The sequence below is a fragment of the Longimicrobium sp. genome (assembly GCF_036388275.1).
Taxonomy (GTDB): Bacteria; Gemmatimonadota; Gemmatimonadetes; order Longimicrobiales; family Longimicrobiaceae; genus Longimicrobium.
Genome location: NZ_DASVSF010000018.1, coordinates 1 through 20,636, shown reverse-complemented (window position 1 = coordinate 20,636; position 20,636 = coordinate 1). Strand labels below are relative to the sequence as shown.

Genomic DNA, 20,636 nt, shown 5'->3' with positions numbered 1-20,636 from the left:
TGCCCGCGCTGCGCACCATCACGGTGGCCGGCGAGGCGCTGCCGGCGGAGCTCGTGGAGCGCTGGGGCGCGCGGCACCGGCTGTGGAACCTGTACGGGCCCACCGAGGCCACCATCTGGAGCACGGCGGCGGAGTGCGCCGCCCCGGCGGCCAAGCCGGACATCGGCGCGCCCATCGCCAACGTGCGCGCCTACGTCCTGGACGCGGCGCTCGGCCCGGTGCCGGTGGGCGTCCCGGGCGAGCTGTACCTGGGCGGGGCAGGGGTGGCGCGCGGGTACCTGGGCCGGCCGGGGCTCACGGCCGAGCGCTTCGCCCCGGACCCGTTCGGGGGCGAGCCCGGCGCGCGCCTGTACCGCACCGGCGACCGGGTGCGCCGGCTGGCGGACGGCCGGCTGGACTTCATCGGCCGCATGGACGACCAGGTGAAGGTGCGCGGCTTCCGCATCGAGCCGGGCGAGATCGAGGCGCGGCTGGCGGAGCACGCGGCGGTCCGCGAGGCCGTCGTCGTCGTGCGCGAGGACGCGACCGGCGACCGGCGGCTGGTGGCCTACGTCGTGGCCTCGGCCCGCGTGGAGGCCGACGCGCTGCGCGCCTACCTGGGCGAGCGCCTGCCGGAGCACATGGTGCCGGCGGCGTACGTGCACCTGGATGCGCTGCCGCTCACGCCCAACGGAAAAGTGGACCGCAAGGCGCTCCCCGCCCCCGAAGGCGGCGCGTACGCGCGGCGCGGCTACGAGGCGCCGGTGGGCAAGACCGAGCGGGCGCTGGCGGAGATCTGGTCCGAGTTGCTGGGGGTGGAGCAGCCAGGCCGGTGGGACCACTTCTTCGAGCTGGGCGGCCACTCGCTGCTGGCGGTGCGGGTGACCTCGCGCGTGCGGCAGGTGCTGGGCGCGGAGCTGGCGCTCGCCGACCTCTTCCAGCGCCCGGTGCTGGCGGATCTCGCGCGCACCATCGAGGATGCGGCGCGCACCGAGCTGCCGCCGATCGAGCGCGTGGATCGCGCGGGGCGGCTGCCGCTCTCCTTCGCCCAGCAGCGCCTCTGGTTCCTGGAGCAGCTCGACGACCTGGGCGGCACGTACCACATCCCCACGCGGCTGCGGCTGGGCGGCGAGCTGGACGGGGCGGCGCTGCGGCGTGCGCTGGACGCGATCGTCGCCCGGCACGAGGCGCTGCGCACGACCTTCGTGGAGGTGGACGGCGAGCCGGTGCAGCGGATCGCGGAGGAAAGCCCGTTCCACCTCCTGGAGCACGACCTCGGCGGGCATCCGGACTCCGCGGCGGAGCTGCGCCGGCTGTCGGCGGAGGAGGCGAATGCGCCCTTCGACCTGGAGCGGGGGCCGCCGATCCGCGGGCGGCTGGTGCGCCTGGCCGAGGACGACCACGTCCTGCTGATGACGATGCACCACATCGTCTCCGACGCCTGGAGCATGGAGGTGCTGACGCGGGAGCTGCGCACGCTCTACGATGCCTTCCGTCGTGGGGACGCGAACCCGCTCGTCCCGCTTCCGGTGCAGTACGCCGACTACGCGGCCTGGCAGCGGAAGTGGGTCGCCGGCGAGGTGCTGCGCGAGCAGGCGGAGTACTGGACCCGGACGCTGGCCGGCGCGCCCGAGCTGTTGGAGCTGCCTGCGGACCGTCCGCGTCCCGCGCGGCAGGACCATGCCGGGGGCACGGTGGGGATCAGCGTGGACGAGGAGCTCTCGGCCGCGCTGAAGGAGCTCTCCCGGCGGCACGGCGCCACCCTCTTCATGACCGTGCTCGCCGGGTGGGCCGCGGTGCTGGGCCGCATCTCGGGCCAGGACGACGTGGTGGTAGGGACGCCCACGGCCAACCGGGGGCGCACCGAGGTCGAGGGGCTGATCGGCTTCTTCGTCAACACCCTTGCCCTGCGCGTGGACCTTTCCGGTCCGCCCACCGTGGCGGAACTGCTGGAGCAGGTACGGGCGCGATCGCTGGGGGCGCAGCAACACCAGGACATCCCCTTCGAGCAGGTGGTGGAGCTGGTGCAGCCGGTGCGCAGCATGGCGCACAGCCCGCTCTTTCAGGTGATGTTCGCTTGGCAGAACGCGTCGCAAGGCCCGCCGGAGGTCCCCGGTGCCAGGCTGGAGGGCGCGGGCGCGGCGTCCCAGGCGGCGGCCAAGTTCGACCTGTCGCTCTCAATGGGAGAGGCGGGCGAGCGCATCGCCGGTAGCCTGACCTACGCGACGTCGCTGTTCGAACGGGCCACCATCGAGCGCCACCTGGCCTACCTGCGCCGGGTGCTCGAGGCATTCGTCTCGGACGACCTGCAGGCCGTGGACGCGATCCCGCTCCTGCCTGAGGCCGAGCGGCGCCGGGTGCTGGAGGAGTGGAGCGCGGGCGAGGCGGCGCACGTGCCCGAGCTGTGCATCCACGAGCTGTTCCAGGCGCAGGCACGGCTGACGCCCGGGGCTGTCGCCCTGGTCCACGCGGACGAGACGCTGGCCTACGCGGAGCTGGACGCGCGCGCCAACCGGCTCGCGCACCACCTGCGGTCGCTCGGCGTCGAGCCCGAGGCGCGGGTGGGGGTCTTCCTGGAGTGGGGTCCCGAGCTGGTGGTCGCGCTTCTGGCCGTGCTGAAGGCGGGCGGCGTCTACGTGCCGCTCGATCCGTCGCTCCCCGACGAGCGCCTGGCGTTCATGGCGGAAGACGCCGGGGCCGGCGTCGTGGTGACCCGCGACGCACTTGCCGGCCGCCTGGCTGTCGGCGTGACGGTGCGGGTGGACGCCGACGCGGAGCGGATCGCCGTCGAGCGCGGCGACGCGCCGGCATCGGACGTCGCTCCGGAGGGCCTCGCCTACCTGATCTACACGTCCGGCTCCACGGGCCGCCCCAAGGGCGTGGCGGTGGAGCACCGTGCCGCGGCCACGCACTTCCGCGCGATGGCCGCGACGCTGGAGATCGTCCGCGAGGACCGCGTGCTCCAGTTCGCCTCGGCGGGGTTCGACGTATCGCTGGAGCAGGTCTTCCTGCCGCTTCTCACCGGAGCCACGCTGGTGCTCCGGGGCGCGGAGCTGTGGAGCCCCGCCGAGTTCGCTGGGCGGGCCCGCTCCCTGGGCGTCACCGTCGCCAACCTCCCGCCCGCGTACTGGCAGGAGGTGCTGGCCACGGGTGCACTTCCCGAGGTACGGCTTCTCCTGGTCGGCGGCGACGCACTTCCCACCGCGGCGGCGGCCGCGGGAGACGCCACGCGCCTGCTCAACTGCTATGGACCCACGGAGGCGGTGGTCACCGCCACGGCGTTCGCCGTTCCCGGCGGCTTCGCGGAGGGCTTCGCCGGATCGGCCGCGCCCATCGGGCGGCCTCTCCCGGGACGCAGTGCCTACGTCCTGGACGTGCGCGGGGCACCCGTTCCCCCGGGCGTGGCGGGCGAGCTGTTCCTGGGCGGGCTCCTGGCGCGCGGCTACCTGGGGCGGCCGGGGCTGACGGCGGAGCGCTTCGTCCCCGACCCGTTCGGCGGCGCGCCGGGTGCGCGCCTGTACCGCACCGGCGACCGGGCGCGCTGGCGGGAGAGTGCGGAAGTGCGTGAGTGCGTGAGTGCGGAAGTGAATCCCGTGCCCAACTCCCGCACTGACGCACTGACGCACTCACGCACTGCGGTTCTCGAGTTCCTGGGCCGGATCGACTTCCAGGTGAAGGTGCGCGGCTTCCGCATCGAGCTCGGCGAAATCGAGGCGCGGCTGCGCGAGCACGCGTCGGTGCGCGAGGCCGTGGTGGCCGCGCGCGCGGAGGGCTCGGGCGACACGCGGCTGGTGGCGTACGTCGTGGGATCGGACTCCGTCGAAGTCGAGGCGCTGCGCTCGTACCTGTCGGAGCGCCTGCCGGAGTACATGGTGCCGGCGGCGTACGTGCGGCTCGACGCCTTGCCGCTGACGCCCAGCGGCAAGGTGGACCGCAAGGCGCTCCCCGCGCCCGATGGGGACGCGTACGCGCGGGGCGGCTACGAGGCCCCGGTGGGAGAGACGGAGCAGGCGCTGGCGGAGGTCTGGTCCGAGCTGCTGGGCGTGGAGCGGGTGGGCCGCTGGGACAACTTCTTCGAGTTGGGAGGCCACTCGCTGCTCGCCGTTCGCGTGATCTCGCGCGTGCGCCAGGTGATGGGCGCCGAGGTGGGGATCGGCGGCCTGTTCGAGCGCCCGGTGCTGGCGGACTTCGCGCGCGGGGTGCAGGAGGCCGCGCGGACGAACCTGCCGCCGATCGAGACGGTGCAGCGGAGCGGCGCGCTGCCGCTCTCCTTCGCCCAGCAGCGTCTCTGGTTCCTGCACCACATGAACGGCGCCGGGACGGCCTATCACATCCCCACCCGCCTGCGGCTGCGGGGCGAGCTGCACCGGGAGGCGCTGGTGCGTGCGCTGGAGCGGATCGTGGCGCGGCACGAGGCGCTGCGCACCCGCTTTCCCGCGAGTGACGGCGTGCCCGCGCAGCGCATCGCCCCGGTGAAGGAGAGCCGGTTCCCGCTCGCGGAGTACGACCTCGGCGGCGATCCCCAGGCGAGGTCCGAACTGCAGCGGCTGTTGGGCGAAGAGGCGCGGGCGCCGTTCGACCTGGAGCAGGGGCCGCTCATCCGCGGCCAGCTGATCCGGCTGGCGGCCGACGACCACGTGCTGGTCGTCACCATGCACCACATCGTCTCCGACGGCTGGAGCATGGGGGTGTTCACCCGCGAGCTGGGCGCCCTCTACGACGCCTTCCGCCGCGGCGAGCCCGATCCCCTGCCGCCTCTGCCGGTGCAGTACGCCGACTACGCGGCATGGCAGCGGAAGTGGGTGGATGGCGACGTGCTCCGGCAGCAGGCGGAGTACTGGACGGAGACGCTCACCGGCGCGCCGGAGCTGCTGGAGCTCCCCACCGATCATCCGCGTCCCATGCGGCGGGACCAGGCGGGCGCGTCGGTGGGCGTGGTGATGGACGAGGCGCTGACGGCCGGCCTGAAAGCGCTGGGCCAGCGCCACGGCACCACCCTGTTCATGACCGTGCTCGCCGCCTGGGCCGCGGTGCTGGGCCGCCTTTCGGGCCAGCCCGACGTGGTGGTCGGAACCCCCACCGCCAACCGCGGCCGCACCGAGATCGAGGGGCTGATCGGCTTCTTCGTGAACACGCTGGCGGTGCGCGTGGATCTCGCCGGCTCCCCCACCCTGGCGGAGCTGCTGGTGCAGGTACGGGCTCGATCGCTGGGTGCGCAGCAGAACCAGGACATCCCCTTCGAGCAGGTGGTGGAGCTGGTGCAGCCCGCGCGCAGCCTGGCGCACAACCCGGTCTTCCAGGTGATGCTCACCTGGCAGAACGCCCCGGAGGGTGGGCTGGAGCTCCCCGGCCTCAGGCTGGCGGGGGTGGACGCGGGGTCGGGGCGGGCGACGGCGGCGGCGGCGAAGGTAGACCTGTCGCTCACGCTGTGGGAGGCGGGCGGCCGAATCGTGGGCAGCGCCACGTACGCCACGGCGCTCTTCGAGCAGGCGACGGTGGAGCGCTGGGTGGGCTACCTGCGGCGCGTGCTGGACGCGATGGTGGCCGACGACGCGCAGCCGGTGGACCGGCTGGAGCTGCTGGACGAGGCCGAGCGGAGCCTGGTGCTCGAGGAGTGGAACCGCGCGGAGAGGGACGTCCCGCGCAACGCGTGCGTGCACGAGCTCTTCGAGGCGCAGGTGGCGCGCACCCCCGACGCCGTCGCCGTGGTCTTCGAGGACCGCTCGCTGACGTATGCGGAGCTGAACGACCGCGCCAACCGGCTGGCACACCACCTCCGCGGACGGGGCGTGGGGCCCGACGTGCGGGTGGCGGTCTGCATCGAGCGCAGCCCGGAGCTGATGATCGCCTTCCTGGCCGTGCTCAAGGCGGGGGGCGCGTACGTCCCGCTGGACCCGGGCGACCCCGAGGACCGGCTGCGCCACATGCTGGACGACGGCGCCCCCGCGGCGCTGCTGGTGCACGCCGGCACCGCCGCGCGCTTCGCCGGCGAGGCCATCCCGGTGATCGACCTCGATGCCCGCGCGGGGGACTGGGTGGACGAGCCCGCGGAGAATCCCTCCTCGATGGGTGCGGGGCCGGCGCTCGGCCACCTGGCGTACGTCATCTACACCTCCGGCTCCACCGGCCGCCCCAAGGGGGTGATGGTGGAGCACCGCGCGCTGGCCAACGTCATGGGGTGGATGGGCGAGGCGTGGCCGCTCGGCCCCGGCGACGTGGTGCTGCAGAAGACGCCGGTGAGCTTCGACGCCTCGGCGCGCGAGCTCTTTCCGCCGCTGCTGGCGGGCGCGAGGATGGTGATCGCGCGCCCGGGCGGGCACCGCGACCCCGCCTACCTGGCGGAGACGATCCGCCGCGAGGGTGTCACCACGCTGCACTTCGTCCCCACCATGTTCGGGTTCCTGCTCGAGGAGCCGGGGATCGAGCGGTGCACCTCCGTCGCGCGGGTGGTGTGCGGCGGCGAAGCGCTCCCGGCCGCCCTGGCGCGGCGCGCGGCGGAGCTGCTGCCGCACGCAGAACTGCACAACGTCTACGGCCCCACCGAGGCCGCCGTGGACGTCACCTGGCTGCGCTGCCCGGCCGAGGTGGCGGGTCCGCACGTGTCCATCGGCCGGCCGATGGCCGGCTGCCGCGCCTACTTCCTGGACCGTGCCGCCCAGCCGGCGCCCGCCGGCGTGGCCGGCGAGCTATACCTGGGCGGGGTGCAGGTGGCGCGCGGCTACCTGGGGCGGCCGGGGCTGACGGCGGAGCGCTTCGTCCCCGACCCGTTCGGTGGCCAGCCCGGGGCGCGGCTCTACCGCACGGGCGACCTGGGGCGGTGGCGGCCGGACGGGACTATCGAGTTCCTGGGACGCAACGACTTCCAGGTGAAGGTGCGCGGCTTCCGGATCGAGCTGGGAGAGATCGAGGCGCGGCTGCGCGAGCACGCGTCGGTGCGCGAGGCGGTGGTCGTCGCGCGCGAGAACGAGGCGGGCGACCGGCGGCTGGTGGCGTACAGCGTGGGCCCCGGCTCCGCTGAGGCCGATGCGCTGCGGGCTTTCCTGGCGGAGCGCCTGCCGGAGCACATGGTGCCGGCGGCGTACGTGCGCCTCGACACCTTTCCGCTGACGTCCAGCGGCAAGGTGAACCGCAACGCGCTGCCCGCGCCCGAAGGCGACGCGTTCGCGCGGCGCGGCTACGAGGCCCCGTTGGGGGAAATGGAGCAGGCGCTGGCGGAGATCTGGTCCGAGCTGCTGGACGTGGAGCGGGTGGGGCGCGGGGACAACTTCTTCGAGCTGGGCGGCCATTCGCTGCTCGCCGTCCGCGTGATCTCGCGCGTGCGCCAGGCGATGGGCGCGGAGGTGGGGATCGGCGACCTGTTCGAGCGTCCGGCGCTGGCGGACTTCGCGCGGGGGCTGGAGCAGGCGGGGCGCGCCGACCTGCCCCCCATCGAGCGGGTGGCGCGGACTGGCCGGCTTCCGCTCTCCTTTGCCCAGCAGCGGCTCTGGTTCCTGGAGCAGATGGGCGGGATGGGGAGCATGTACCACATCCCCAAGGGGCTGCGCCTGCGCGGTGAGCTGGACGGCACGGCGCTGGCTCGCGCGCTGGAAAGGATCGTCGAGCGGCACGAGGCACTGCGGACCACCTTCCACGCCGCGGGCGGCGAACCGGAGCAGCGGATCGCCCCGATCGGGGAGAGCGGATTCCACCTGGCCGGGCACGACCTTTCCGCCCATCCCGATGCCGAGGCGGAGCTGCGCCGCCTGGCCGGCGAGGAGGCGAACGCCCCGTTCGACCTGGAGCGCGGCCCGCTGGTCCGCGGCCAGCTGATCCGGCTGGCGGAGGACGACCACGTGCTGCTGCTGACGATGCACCACATCGTCTCCGACGGCTGGTCGTCGGGCGTGCTGACGAACGAGATGGGCGCGCTCTACGGCGCCTTCCGCGAGGGCCGGCCCGATCCGCTTCCGCCGCTGCCGGTGCAGTACGCGGACTACGCCGCCTGGCAGCGGAAGTGGGTGGACGGGGAGGTGCTGCGGGAGCAGGCGGAGTACTGGACGCGCACCCTGGCCGGCGCGCCGGAGCGGCTGGAGCTGCCCATCGACCGCCCGCGCCCGGCGCGGCAGGACCACGCCGGGGCCCTCGTGGGGATCGACCTGGGCGACCAGCTTTCCGCCGGGCTCAAGGCGCTCTCGCGCCGGCACGGCAGCACGCTGCACATGACGCTGCTGGCCGGCTGGGCGGCGGTGCTGGACCGGCTGTCGGGGCAGGGCGACGTGGTGGTCGGGACGCCCTCGGCGAACCGCGGCCGCCGCGAGATCGAGGGGCTGATCGGGTTCTTCGTGAACACGCTGGCCCTGCGGATCGAGCTCGGCGGTTCGCCGTCCGTCTCGGATCTGCTCCGGCGGGTGAGGGAGCGGGCGCTGGAGGCGCAGCACCACCAGGACATCCCCTTCGAGCAGGTGGTGGAGCTGGTGCAGCCGGCGCGCACCCTGGCGCACAGCCCGCTCTTCCAGGTGATGTTCTCGTGGCAGAGCGCATCGGAGAGCCGGCTGGAGCTCCCCGGCCTCACGCTGGGGGGCGTGTCCTCGGCGTCGCTGCAGGTGGCGAAGTTCGACCTGTCGCTCGCCCTTGGCGAGGCGGGCGGGCGCATCGCCGGAAGTCTCATGTACGCGACGTCGCTGTTCGAGCAGGCCACCATCGAGCGCCACGTGGCGTACCTGCGCCGGGTGCTGGAGGCGTTCGCCGCCGACGACCTGCAGGCCGTGGACGCGCTCCCGCTCCTCCCCGAGGCCGAGCGGCGCCTCGTCGTGGAGGAGTGGAGCGCGGGCGAGGCGGCGCACCTCTCCGGGCCGTGCATCCACGAGCTGTTCGGGACGCAGGCGCGGCTGACGCCCGTGGCCGCGGCCCTGGTCCATGCGGACGAGACGCTGACGTACGCGGAGCTGGACGCGCGCGCCAACCGGCTCGCGCACCACCTGCGGGCGCTCGGGGTGGGGCCCGAGGCGCGGGTGGGGGTATTCCTGGAGTGGGGCCCCGAGCTGGTGGTCGCCCTCCTGGCCGTCCTGAAAGCGGGCGGCGTCTACGTGCCGCTCGATCCGTCGCTTCCCGCGGAGCGCCTGGCGTACATGGCCGAAGACGCCGGGACGATTGCGCTGGTGACGCGCGCGGCGCTCGCCGGGCGCATCGGCGTCGATGCAACGGTTCGGGTGGACGCCGACGCGGAGCGGATCGGCGCCGAATGCGGCGATCCGCCGGTCTCCGGCGTCCGTCCGGAGGGCCTCGCCTACCTGATCTACACGTCGGGATCCACCGGCCGCCCCAAGGGCGTGGGGGTGGAGCACGGTGCCGCGGCCGCGCACTTCCGCGCGATGGCCGGGGCACTGGGGATCGTTCGCGAGGACCGTGTTCTCCAGTTCGCCTCGTCGGGCTTCGACGTGTCGCTGGAGCAGGTCTTCCTGCCGCTTCTCACCGGCGCCACGCTGGTGCTTCGGGGAGCGGAGCTGTGGAGCCCCGCCGATTTCGCGGGGCGGGCCCGCTCCCTGGGCGTCACCGTCGCCAATCTCCCGCCGGCGTACTGGCAGGAGGTCCTGGCCACGGGCTCGCTTCCCGGGGTACGGCTCCTCCTGGTGGGCGGTGACGCCCTCCCGACGGCGGCGGCGGCCGCGGGAGAGGCCACGCGCCTGCTCAACTGCTACGGGCCCACGGAGGCGGTGGTCACCGCCACGGCGTTCGCCGTCTCCGCCGGCTTTGCGGCACGCTTCGCCGGATCGGCCGCGCCCATCGGGCGGCCGCTTCCGGGACGCAGCGCCTACGTCCTGGACGCGCGCGGGGCGCCCGTGCCCCCGGGCGTCGCGGGCGAGCTGTTCCTGGGCGGGCTCCTGGCGCGCGGCTACCTGGGGCGGCCGGGGCTGACGGCGGAGCGCTTCGTCCCCGACCCGTTCGGCGGCGTGGGCGCGCGCCTGTACCGGACGGGCGACCGGGCGCGGTGGCGGGAGAGTGCGGAAGTGCGTGAGTGCGTGAGTGCGGAAGTGAATCCCGTGCCCAACTCCCGCACTGACGCACTGACGCACTCACGCACTGCGGTTCTCGAGTTCCTGGGGCGCGCCGACTTCCAGGTGAAGGTGCGCGGCTTCCGCATCGAGCCGGGCGAGATCGAGGCGCGGCTGCGCGAGCACGCGTCGGTGCGCGAGGCCGTGGTGGCCGCGCGCGAGGTGGGGGCGGGCGACCCGCGGCTGGTGGCGTACATCGTGGGCCCCGGCACCGTCGAGGCCGATGCGCTGCGGGCGTACCTGGCGGAGCGCCTGCCGGAGTACATGCTGCCGGCGGCGTACGTCCATCTCGATGCGCTGCCACTCACCCCGAGCGGCAAGGTGGACCGCAAGGCGCTGCCCGCGCCCGAGGGCGACGCATTCGCGACGCGCGGCTACGAGGCGCCTGTGGGGGAGACGGAGGAGGCGCTGGCCGGGATCTGGGCCGAGGTGCTGGGCCTGGAACGGGTGGGCCGCCACGACCACTTCTTCGAGCTGGGCGGCCACTCGCTCCTGGCCGTCCGCGTGATCTCGCGTGTGCGGCAGGTGCTGGGCGCGGAGGTGGGGATCGCCGACCTGTTCGAAAAGCCGGTGCTCTCCACGCTCGCCCAGCACGTCGTCCACGCGCTGCTCGCCCAGTTCGACCCGGAGGAGCTCGCGCGCCTGGGCGCGCTGCTCGACGACGATGCCACCGATGGGTGATCTCGACACGACTCCGACGGGCCCGGCCGGCCCGTTCACCGCGACCCTCGTTTTCGCACCATGACATTGACTCCGTCGGTTACCAGCGCGGAAAGGCTGCTGAAGCTCGCCCGGGCCGCCCGGCTCCAGCGCAGCCCGGTGACGGCGCCCATCGAGCCGGTGGACCGCGGCGGGCCGCTGCCGCTCTCCTTCGCGCAGCAGCGCCTGTGGTTCCTGGAGCAGCTCGGCGGGCTCGGCGACACGTACCACATCCCCACGCAGCTGCGGCTGGGCGGGGATCTGGACCTGGCGGCGCTGCGGCGTGCGCTGGACGCGATGCTTGCGCGGCACGAGGCGCTGCGCACGACCTTCGTGGAGGTGGGGGGCGAGCCGGTTCAGCGCATCGCGCCGCCGGGCGGCTTCCCCCTGGTGGAGCACGACCTACGCGAGCACCCCCACGCACCGTCGGAGCTGCGCCGGCTGGCGGCCGAGGAGGCGGGCGCCCTCTTCGACCTGGAGCACGGACCCCTGATCCGCGGGCGCCTGGTGCGGCTGCCCGGCGACGACCACCTCCTGCTGATGACGATGCACCACATCGTCTCCGACGGCTGGAGCATGGGGGTGCTGACGCGGGAGCTGGGCATCCTGTACGCCGCCTTCCGCCGGGGAGAGGAGAACCCGCTCCCCCCGCTGCCGATCCAGTACGCGGACTACGCGGCATGGCAGCGGAAGTGGGTCGCCGGCGAGGTGCTGCGCCAGCAGGCGGAGTACTGGAAGACGACGCTCGCTGGCGTGCCCGAGCTGCTGGAGCTGCCCACCGACCATCCGCGTCCCACGCGGAAGGACCACGCCGGGATCGCCCTGGAGATCGACCTGGGCGAGGAGCTCACGGCGGGGCTGAACGCGCTGAGCCAGCGCCGCGGCACCACGCCTTTCGTGACGCTGCTGGCGGGGTGGGCCGTGGTCCTCGGCCGCCTGTCGGGGCAGGACGACGTGGTCGTCGGCGCGCCCAGCGCCAACCGGGGCCGCACGGAGATCGAGGGGCTGATCGGCTTCTTCGTCAACATCCTCCCCTTGCGCGTGGACCTTTCCGGCTCGCCCACGGTGGCCGAGCTGCTGGAGCAGGTGCGGACCCGGTCGCTGGGTGCGCAGCAGAACCAGGACATCCCCTTCGAGCAGGTGGTGGAGCTCGTGAGTCCCGCGCGCAGCCTGGCGCACACGCCGCTCTTCCAGGTGATGTTCGCCTGGCAGGGCGCGTCCGAGGCCCGGCCGGGGCTCCCCGGCCCCCGGGGGGGAGGCGTGGGCCGGGCGGCGCAGGCGACGACGGCGAAGTTCGACCTGTCGCTCGCGCTGGGGGAGTCGGGCGGACGCATCATGGGGAGCGTGGTGTACGCCACGTCGCTGTTCGAGCAGGCCACCATCGAGCGCCACCTGGCGTACCTGCGCCGGGTGCTGGAGGCGATGGCCGCCGACGACCTCCAGCGCGTGGATGCGCTTCCGCTGCTGCCGGAGGCGGAGCGGCGCCGGGTCGTGGAGGAGTGGAACCGCACGGACGCCGATTTCCCGCGGGACACCTGCGTGCACGAGCTCTTCGAGGCGCAGGTGGAGCGCGCGCCCGACGCGCGGGCGGTGGCCTTCGGAGCGGAGGCGCTGAGCTACGGCGAGCTGAACCGCAGGGCGAACCGCCTGGCGCACCACCTCCGCGCGCTGGGCGTGGGGCCGGACGCGCGGGTGGCGATCTGCGTGGGCCGCGGGATGGAAATGATGGTGGGGCTGCTCGCGATCGTGAAGGCGGGCGGCGCGTACGTACCGCTCGACCCCGCCTATCCGGCCGAGCGGCTGGGTGCCATGCTGGCGGACAGCGCGCCCGTCGTCGTGCTCACGGAGGGCTCGCTGGCGGGGCTGTTCGGTGGGACGGAGGTGCGGGTGATCGATCTCGTGGCCGATGCCCGGGCGTGGGCCGGCCAGCCGGAAACGAACCCCGGCCGCCCGGGCACCGCGCCGGATCATCTCGCGTACGTCATCTACACCTCGGGCTCCACGGGGCAGCCCAAGGGGGTGATGGTGGAGCACCGGAGCCTGGCGAACCTCGTGGCGTGGCACTGCGCCGCGTTCGGGGTGAAGGCGGGCGACCGGTCGTCCAGCGTGGCGGGGTTCGGGTTCGACGCCACCACCTGGGAGGTGTGGCCGCCGCTCTGTGCTGGCGCCGCGCTGATGCTTCCGGCCACGCGCGATCCCCAGGCGCTGCTGGAGTGGTGGGAGGAGCAGGCGCTGGACGTGAGCTTCCTTCCCACGCCGCTGGCGGAGGTGGCCTTCGCGCGCGGCCGGGCCAGCGCGGGGCTGCGCACGCTGCTGATCGGCGGCGACCGGCTGCGGAGCCTCCCGGCCGAGCCGCTGCCGTTCACGCTGGTGAACAACTACGGGCCCACGGAAACCACCGTGGTGGCCACCTCCGGCGAGATCGGGGCGTCGGCGAAGGTGCACATCGGCCGGCCGATCGCCAACACGCGCGTCTACCTGCTCGACCGGGCGGGCGAGCCGGTGCCGGAGGGCGTGGCGGGCGAGCTGTACATCGGCGGGGCGGGGGTGGCGCGCGGCTACCAGCACCGTCCCGGGCTGACGGCGGAGCGCTTCGTTCCCGACCCGTTCGCGGGCGCGGCCGGCGCGCGGCTGTACCGCACGGGCGACCTGGCGCGGTGGCTGGCGGACGGGACCCTCGAGTTCCTGGGCCGCACCGACTTCCAGGTGAAGATCCGCGGCTTCCGCATCGAGCCGGGCGAGATCGAGGCGCGGCTCTCCGAGCACCCCGCGGTGCGCGATGCCGTGGTGCTGGTGCGCCAGGACGCGTCGGAAGACCGGCGGCTGGTGGCGTACTACGTGGGCGAGGCGCTCGACGTGGAGACGCTCCGCACGCACCTGTCGGAGCGGCTGCCGGAGTACATGGTGCCGGCTGCCTTCGTGCCGCTGCAGGAGTGGCCGCTCACGCCCAACGGCAAGCTGGACCGCAAGGCGCTCCCCGCGCCCGAGGGCGACGCGTACGCGCGGCGCGGCTACGAGGCCCCGGTGGGCGAAACCGAGCGGGCGTTGGCGGAGATCTGGTCCGAGCTGCTGGGGATGGAGCAGGCAGGCCGGTGGGACCACTTCTTCGAGCTGGGCGGCCACTCGCTCCTGGCGGTGCGGCTGACCTCGCGCGTGCGGCAGGTCCTGGGCGCGGAGGTGGCGCTCGCCGACCTCTTCGACCGCCCGGTGCTGGCGGATCTCGCGCGCACCATCGAGGACGCGGCGCGTACCGCGCTCCCGCCGATCGAGCGGGTGGATCGCGGCGAGCGGCTGCCGCTCTCCTTCGCGCAGCAGCGGCTCTGGTTCCTGGAGCAGATGGGCGATCTCGGCAGCACGTACCACGTCCCCACGCGCCTGCGGCTGCGGGGAGAGCTGGACCGGGGAGCGCTGCGTCGCGCGCTGGACGCGATGCTTGCCCGCCACGAGGCGCTGCGCACGACGTTCGTGCAGGTGGATAGCGAGCCGGTGCAGCGGATCGCGGAGGAGAGCCCCTTCCACCTCCTGGAGCACGACCTGGGCGGCGACGCGGACGCCGAGGCGCAGTTCCGCCGGCTGGCGGCCGAAGAAGCGGGTGCGCGCTTCGACCTGGAGCAGGGGCCGCTCATCCGCGGCCGGCTGGTCCGGCTGGCGGAGGACGACCACGTGCTGCTCCTGACGATGCACCACATCGTCTCCGACGGCTGGAGCATGGGGGTGCTGACGCGGGAGCTGGGCGCGCTCTACGCCGCCTTCCGGCGTGGAGAGGAAAACCCGCTCCCCCCGCTCCCCATCCAGTACGCCGACTACGCGGCCTGGCAGCGGCAGTGGGTGGGCGGCGAGGTGCTGCGGGAGCAGGCGGAGTACTGGAAGCAGGCGCTGTCCGGAGCGCCGGAGCTGCTGGAGCTTCCCACCGACCGCCCGCGCCCGGCGCGGCCGGACCACGTGGGGGGCACGGTGGGGATCGACCTGGGCGACGAGCTTTCGGCGGGGCTCAGGGCGCTCTCGCGGCGCCACGGCACCACGCTGTTCATGACGCTGCTGGCGGGGTGGGCGGCGGTGCTGGGCCGGCTGTCGGGGCAGGAAGACGTGGTGGTCGGAACGCCCTCGGCGAATCGCGGCCGCCGCGAGATCGAGGGGCTGATCGGCTTGTTCGTGAACACGCTGGCGCTGCGCATCGAGCTCGGCGGCTCGCCCTCCGTTTCCGGCCTGCTGGAGCAGGCTCGGGCACGGGCACTGGGAGCGCAGCAGAACCAGGACATCCCCTTCGAGCAGGTGGTGGAGCTGGTGCAGCCCACCCGCAGCCTGGCGCACAACCCGCTCTTCCAGGTGATGCTCACCTGGCAGAGCGCGTCGGAGGGCGGGCCGGAGCTGCCCGGCCCCAGGCTCGGGAGCGCGGGCTCCGGGCCGCCGCGGGAGGCGGCGCGGGGGCCGTCGCAGGAGGCGGCGCAGGGGACGGCGAAGGTCGACCTGTCGCTCACGCTGTGGGAGTCGGGCGGGCGCATCGTGGGCGGCGCCACGTACGCCACGGCGCTCTTCGACCAGGCCAGCGTCGAGCGCCACCTGGCGTACCTGCGCCGGGTGCTGGAGGCATTCGCCGCCGACGACCTGCAGGCCGTGGACGCGCTCCCGCTCCTGCCTGCGGCCGAGCGGCGTCTCGTGGTGGAGGAGTGGAACGCGACGGACGCCGCGTATCCCCGCGAGTCGTGCATCCACGAGCTGGTCGAGGCGCAGGTGGAGCGCGCGCCCGACGCGGTGGCCGTGGTCTTCGATGGCGGCGAGCTCACCTACGCGGAGCTGAACGAGCGCGCCAACCGCCTGGCGCACCACCTCCGCGGGCTGGGCGTGGGGCCCGACGCGCGGGTGGCGATCTGCGTGGAGCGCGGCCCGGCGATGGCGGCCGGGCTGCTGGCCATCCTCAAGGCCGGCGGTGGCTACGTTCCGCTGGACCCGGGCTATCCGGCGGAGCGGCTGCGCTACATGCTGCACGACAGCGCACCCGCGGCCGTGCTCACGCAGGGCTCGCTGAAGGGGGTGCAGGCGCTGTTCGCGGGCGTGGACGTGCCGGTGATCGACCTGGAGGGCACCGGGTGGGCGCGGTTCCCGGCCACCGACCCCGAGCGCGCGGGGCTCACCCCCGGGCACCTGGCGTACGTCATCTACACCTCCGGCTCCACGGGCACGCCCAAGGGGGTGATGATCGAGCACCGGAGCCTGGCGAACCACACCGCGTGGCAGGCCGGCGCCTTCGGGATGGGCCCGGACGACGCGGTGCTGCAGCGCACCTCCATCTCCTTCGACGCGTCGGTGTGGGAGCTGTGGACGACGCTGGCCGTCGGCGCCCGGCTGGTGCTCCTTCCCGTCGACGCGGCGAAGGACCCGGGCGCGATCGCGCGGGTGATCGAGGAGCGCGGCGTGACCGTCGTCCAGTTCGTTCCCACGCTCCTCCAGGCGGTGCTGCGCGGTCTTCCCGAGGGTGCGCCGCTGCGCCCCCGCCTGGTGTTCTGTGGCGGCGAGCCGCTCGCCGCGGCGCTGGTGGCGGAGGCGCGCGCCCGGGGCGTGGGGGAAGTGGTGAACCTGTACGGCCCCACCGAGGCGACGATCGACTCCACGGCGTACCGGTGCGGCGACGAGGACCGCGCCCCGGCCATCGGCGCTCCGGTGGGGAACGTGCGCGTCTACGTCCTGGACGCCGCGGGAGAGCCCGTGCCCGTGGGCGTGGCCGGTGAGCTGTTCATCGGCGGCGCGGGGGTGGCGCGCGGGTACCTGGACCGCCCGGCGGTGACGGCGGAGCGCTTCGTCCCCGATCCGTTCGGCGGCCAGCCGGGGGCGCGTCTGTACCGCACGGGCGATCTCGGGCGGTGGCGTGCGGACGGGACCCTCGAGTTCCTGGGACGCAACGACTTCCAGGTGAAGATCCGCGGCTTCCGCGTGGAGCTGGGGGAGATCGAGGCGCGGCTGCTGGAGCACCCGTCGGTGCGCGAGGCGGTGGTGGCCGCGCGCGAGGATGCAGCCGGCGACAGGCGGCTGGTGGCGTACGTCGTGGGATCGGACTCCGTCGAGGTCGAGGCGCTGCGCTCGTACCTGTCGGAGCGCCTGCCCGAGCACATGGTGCCGGCGGCGTACGTCCATCTGCTTGCGCTGCCGCTCACGCCCAACGGCAAGCTGGACCGCAAGGCGCTCCCCGCGCCCGAGGGCGACGCGTACGCGCGGCGCGGCTACGAGGCCCCGGTGGGCGAGACGGAGCAGGCGCTGGCGGAGGTCTGGTCCGAGCTCCTGGGCCTGGAGCAGGTGGGGCGCTGGGACAGCTTCTTCGAGCTGGGCGGCCACTCGCTGCTCGCCGTCCGCGTGATCTCGCGCGTGCGGCAGGTGCTGGGCGCAGAGGTGGGGATCGGCGACCTGTTCGAGCGCCCGGTGCTGGCGGACTTCGCGCGCGGGGTGCAGGAGGCCGCGCGGACGAACCTGCCGCCGATCGAGCCGGTGGAGCGGAGCGGCGCGCTGCCGCTCTCGTTCGCGCAGCAGCGGCTCTGGTTCATGGAGCAGCTCGACGATCTCGGCAGCACCTACCACATCCCCACGCGGCTGCGGCTGCCGGGAGAGCTGGACCGCGCGGCGCTGCGGCGCGCGCTGGACGCGATCGTCGCCCGGCACGAGGCGCTGCGCACGGCCTTCGTGGAGGTGGACGGCGAGCCGGTGCAGCGGATCGCCGAGGCAAGCCCCTTCCACCTCCTGGAGCACGACCTCGGCGGGCACCCGGACGCCGCGGCGGAGCTGCACCGGCTGGCGGCCGGGGAGGCGGGCGCGCGCTTCGACCTGGAGCAGGGGCCGCCGATCCGCGGGCGGCTGGTGCGCCTGGCCGAGGACGACCACGTCCTGCTGATGACGATGCACCACATCGTCTCCGACGCCTGGAGCATGGAGGTGCTCACGCGGGAGCTGCGCACGCTCTACGATGCCTTCCGTCGTGGGGAGGCGAACCCGCTCGTCCCGCTTCCGGTGCAGTACGCGGACTACGCGGCCTGGCAGCGGAAGTGGGTCGCCGGCGAGGTGCTGCGCGAGCAGGCGGAGTACTGGACCCGGACGCTGGCCGGCGCGCCCGAGCTGTTGGAGCTGCCCACCGACCATCCGCGTCCCTCGCGGCAGGACCATGCCGGGGGCATGGTGGGGATCAGCCTGGACGAGGATCTCTCGGCTGCGCTGAAGGAGCTCTCCCGGCGGCACGGCACCACCCTCTTCATGACCGTGCTCGCCGGATGGGCCGCGGTGCTGGGCCGCGTTTCGGGCCAGGGCGACGTGGTGGTGGGGACGCCTACGGCCAACCGGGGGCGCACCGAGATCGAGGGGCTGATCGGCTTCTTCGTGAACACCCTCGCCCTGCGCGTGGACCTTTCCGGCCCGTCCACCGTGGCGGAGCTGCTGGAGCAGGTACGGGCGCGATCGCTGGGGGCGCAGCAACACCAGGACATCCCCTTCGAGCAGGTGGTGGAGCTGGTGAGTCCCGCGCGCAGCATGGCGCACACGCCGCTCTTCCAGGTGATGTTCTCGTGGCTGAACGCGTCGGAGGGCCGGCCGGAGCTCCCCGGCCCGAGGGTGGGGAGTGTGGCCTCTGCGGCGCTGGCGGCGGCCAAGTTCGACCTGTCGCTCGCGCTGGGAGAGGCGGGCGAGCGCATCGCCGGCAGCCTGGTCTACGCGACGTCGCTGTTCGAGCAGGCCACCATCGAGCGCCACCTGGCGTACCTGCGCCGGGTGCTGGAGGCGATGGCCGCCGACGACCTCCAGCGCGTGGATGCGCTTCCGCTCCTGCCGGAGGCGGAGCGGCGCCTCGTCCTGGAGGAATGGAACGCGACGGGACGTGCGTATCCCACCGGCGGTCTTCGCGTCCACGACCTGTTCCGCGCGCAGGCGGCGCGGACGCCGCACGCCGTCGCGCTCTCCTGGCGCGGCGAGCGGTGGACGTACGCCGAGCTGGAGCGGCGGGCGAACCAGATCGCCAACGCGCTGCGGCGCCGCGGCGTAGGGCCGGAGGTGCGCGTGGGCATCTGCCTGCCGCGCACGCCGGATCTCGTGGCCGCCATGCTGGGCGTGCTGGGGGCCGGAGGCGCGTACGTGCCGCTGGACCCGGCGTATCCCCGCGAGCGGCTGGGCTACATGCTCGAGGATGCCGGGGTGGCGCTCGTCGTCACGGAGTCTGGGCTGGCGGACCGCCTGCCGGGGGATGCGGCCACGCTTCTACTCGACCGCGAGCACGACGTCATCGCGGCGGAATCCGCTGACGCGTTCGAGAGCGGCGTCCTCCCCGAGAACCTGTCTCACGTGATCTTCACCTCCGGGTCCACGGGCCGGCCCAAGGGGGTGATGATCCGCCACTCCTCCGTCGTGGTCCTGCTGCACTGGCTTCGGGAGAACGTGACGGACGAGGAACGCTCGTCGGTGCTCTTCTCCACCTCCATCAACTTCGACGTCTCCATCGCCGAGGTGTTCGGCACGCTTGCCTGGGGCGGAAAGCTGGTGCTGGTGGAGAACGCGCTGGAGCTGGCGACGGTCGACGAGGACGTCGTGCACGTCAGCATGGTGCCGAGCGCGGCGGCGGAGCTGCTGAAGAGCGGTGGCATCCCGGCGAGCGTGAAGACGCTGAACCTGGGCGGCGAGCCGCTGCCGAACGCGCTGGCGCAGGGGCTGTACGCGCTCGGTACGGTGCAGAAGGTCGGTAACCTCTACGGGCCGACCGAGGACACCACGTATTCGACGTACTACGTCGTTCCGCGCGGCGCGGAGCAGGTGCTGGTGGGCACGCAGGTGGCGAACACGCAGGCGTACGTGCTGGATGCGCACCTTCAGCCGGTGCCCATGGGTGCAGTGGGCGAGCTCTACCTGGCGGGCGACGGCCTGTCGCGCGGGTACGCGAACCGTCCCGCGATGACGGCGGAGCGCTTCGTCCCCTGCCCGTTCGGCCCGCCGGGGAGCCGGATGTACCGGGTGATGGACCGCGTGCGCTGGAAAGAAAGTGCGGAAGTGCGTGAGTGCGTTAGTGCGGTAGTGGGAGATTCGCGGGGGGCCGCCAACGAGCAGCGGGACCCGCCGCCGTTCACTCACGCACTCACGCACTCACGCACTCACGCACTCGAATACCTGGGCCGGATCGACTTCCAGGTGAAGGTGCGCGGCTACCGGATCGAGCTGGGCGAGATCGAGGCGCGGCTGGCCGAGCACCCCGGTGTGCGCGCCCCGGTCGTTCTCGTTCGCGAGGACGCACCCGGCGACCGGCGGCTGGTGGCGTACCACCTGGGGGATGAGCCGGTCGCGGTGGATGCGCTGCGGGTACATCTCGCCGAGCGCCTGCCGGAGTACATGGTGCCGGCGGCGTACGTGTGGATGGAGGCGTACCCGCTCACCCCGAACGGCAAGGTGGACCGCAGGGCGCTCCCCGCCCCGGAAGGGAATGCGTATTCGGCCGGCGAGTACGCGGCGCCCGTCGGCGAGACCGAGGAGGCGCTGGCCGGGATCTGGGCCGAGGTGCTGGGCGTGGAGCGGGTGGGCCGCCACGACAACTTCTTCGAGCTGGGCGGGCACTCGCTGCTGGCCGTGCGGGTGATCTCGCGGATGCGGCAGGTGCTGGGGGTAGAGGCTCCGCTGGCTCACCTGTTCTCGCATCCGACGGTTGAATCGCTGGCCGCGCGTGTTTCCGGTTCGGAACTCCAGGTCGAGAGCGACCGGGCGATCGCCATCCGCCCGTCCGGCTCCCGGCCCCCGCTCTTCCTGGTGCACGAGGGAGCGGGATCCACCGCGTACGCACAGGTGCTCCATCCTCACCTGGACGGCGACATCCCGGTGTACGCGCTGCCGGCGCCGTCGCCATCGGAGCCGCCGCTGCGCACCGTCGAGGGGATGGCGACACGCCTGGTGCGGATGATCCGCGAGGTGCAGCCCTCG

At 73.7% G+C, this 20,636-nt stretch carries 2 protein-coding genes; both read left to right on the top strand.

The window, feature by feature from the left end; all coding sequences use genetic code 11:
* On the top strand, nucleotides 1–10,691 hold a 10,691-nt coding region (locus tag VF632_RS05620), incomplete at its 5' end, for an amino acid adenylation domain-containing protein (RefSeq protein ID WP_414682885.1).
* Nucleotides 10,692–10,751: 60 nt separating this feature from the next.
* Nucleotides 10,752–20,636 (top strand): amino acid adenylation domain-containing protein (locus VF632_RS05615; RefSeq protein ID WP_331021878.1); only part of this gene is annotated, 9,885 nt, incomplete at its 3' end.